The organism is Streptosporangium sp. NPDC003464, assembly GCF_053588315.1.
The window spans coordinates 1-2419 of record NZ_JBSFPS010000510.1 but is presented as its reverse complement, the minus strand read 5'-3'; the positions used below and the strand labels follow the sequence as shown (position 1 = coordinate 2419).

Genomic DNA, 2419 nt, shown 5'->3' with positions numbered 1-2419 from the left:
CTGGATCTCACGCATCGCGTTGGCCGACCCGGCCCCGCCGACCATGAAGAACTCGTCACGCCCGGCCTCCTTGACCGCGGCCAGCACCCCGATGCTCGGCCGCCCGGACCTCACGGCCGAGCGCTTCGTCGCCGACCCGTACGGCGAGCCCGGATCACGCATGTACCGCACCGGCGACCTGGTACGGCGCCGCGACGACGGGACCTGGGAGTTCGTCGGCCGGGCCGACGGCCAGGTGAAGATCCGCGGCTTCCGCATCGAGCTCGGCGAGATCGAGGCCGTCCTGGCCCGCCACCCCGCCGTGGCCCAGGCCGTCACCCTCGCCAGGCGGGACCAGCCGGGCGACAGCCGCCTGGTCGCCTACCTCGTCCCGCAGGACCCGCCGGGCACCGCCGGGTCCGGCGAGCCGGCCGGGCGGGTCCGCCGGTACGCCGAGGAGACGCTGCCGGCCTACATGGTCCCCTCCTCCTTCGTCGTCCTGGACGCGCTGCCGCTCAACCACAACGGCAAGGTCGACCGGCGGGCCCTGCCCGCGCCCGAGACGGCGACCTCCGGCGCGGCGCCGCGCACACCGGTGGAGGAGATCCTCTGCGGGCTGTTCACGCAGGTGCTGGGCACGCCGGGGATCGGGGTCGACGACGACTTCTTCGCCCTGGGCGGGCATTCGCTGCTGGCCATGCGGGTGGTGACCGGGATCAGGTCGGCGCTCTCCGTCGAGCTGCAGGTGAGGGCGGTCTTCGAGGAGCCCACCGTCGCCGGGCTCGCGGCCCTGGTCGAGCGGGCGCGGACCGGCGGCACCGGCGCGGTCAGGCCGCCGCTGGTCCGCGCGGAGTCCTCCGAGCCGCCCTCCCCCTCCTTCGCCCAGCACCGGCTCTGGATCGTCGACCAGCTCGCGGAGCCGGGCGGGCTCTACACCGTCCCGCTGGTCCTGCGGCTGTCCGGGCGGCTGGACAGGGCGGCGCTGGCGGCCGCGCTCGGGGACGTGGCGTGGCGGCACGAGACGCTGCGCACCGTCTTCCCCGCCCAGGACGGCCGGCCCCGGCAGCGGGTGCTGGAGACCGTACCCGAGCTGACGGTGGTGGAGACCGACGAGACGGGGCTCGGCGCGGCGGTGGAGGAGGCGGTGCTGCGCCCCTTCGACCTCTCGGCCGAGCCGCCGGTGCGGGCACTGCTGTTCGCGCTGCGGCCCGGCGCCCCCGGCGAGCCGGGCGAGCACGTGCTGGCCCTGCTGTTCCACCACATCGCCATGGACGGCTGGTCGCTGGCCCCGCTCAGGCGTGACCTGGCCCTGGCCTACGCGGCCCGCACGCGCGGCGCGGCCCCCGACTGGGAACCGCTGCCCGTGCGCTACTCCGACTACGCGCTGTGGCAGCGCGAGCTGCTCGGGGACCCGGCCGACCCGGACAGTCTCGTGAGCGCGCAGACCGCCTACTGGCGCGCGGCCCTGGCGGGGGCGCCCGAGGAGCTGGCGCTGCCCGTCGACAGGCCCCGGACGCCGGCGTCCGGGCACCGGGGCGGCTCGGTGCCCCTGCGGCTCTCGCCCGAGCTGCACGGGCGGCTGCTCACGCTGGCCAGGGCCAACCAGGCCACGCTGTTCATGGTCGTGCAGGCCGCGCTGGCGGCGCTGCTGACCCGGCTGGGAGCCGGCACCGACGTGCCGATCGGCGCGCCCGCGGCCGGCCGTACCGACGGGGCGCTGGACGAGCTGGTGGGCTTCTTCGCCAACACCCTGGTGCTGCGCACCGACACCTCGGGCGACCCGGGCTTCCGCGAGCTGCTGGCCCGGGTCAAGGAGACGGACCTGGCGGCGTACGCGCACCAGGACGTGCCGTTCGAGCAGGTGGTGGAGGCGGTCAACCCGCCGAGGATCCCCGGCTGCCCCCCGCTCTTCCAGGTGATGCTCGGCCTGGACAACACCCCGGGCGACGAGGCCGGGCTGCCGGGCCTGACGGCGGTGCCCGACCCGGCCTACTCGCTGTACGGCTTCGGCGGCGCGAAGTGCGACCTCGCGTTCGGCCTCAGCGAGAACGTCTCCGCCGGCGCCGTCCCCGGAGGTGTCGAAGGAGTGGTGCAGTACGCCCGCGACCTGTTCGACCCCGGCACGGTGGAGTCGATCACCGCGCGGCTGGTACGGCTGCTGGAGGCGGTGGCCGCGGATCCGGACGTCCGCGTGAGCGAGGTGGAGCTGCTCGCGCCGGAGGAGCGCTACACCCTGCTGGAGAAATGGAACGACACCGCGGCCCGGATCCCCGGGGGCGACCTGGCCCGGCTGTTCCAGGCGCGGGTGGCGGCGGCTCCGGAGGCCGAGGCGGTGGTCTGCGGCACGGTCCGCCTGTCGGCGGCGGAGCTGAACGCGCGGGCCAACGCACTGGCCCGGCGGCTGAGCGCCGCCGGGGTCGGCCCCGAGTCGGCGGTCGTG

Annotated in this window: 1 protein-coding gene; it reads left to right on the top strand. The window is 75.9% G+C overall.

Translation table 11 applies throughout. The features are described from left to right. Positions 1 to 160 precede the first annotated feature (160 nt). On the top strand, positions 161 to 2419 hold a 2259-nt coding region (locus ACWDS7_RS47905; RefSeq protein WP_451934738.1), incomplete at its 3' end, for a condensation domain-containing protein.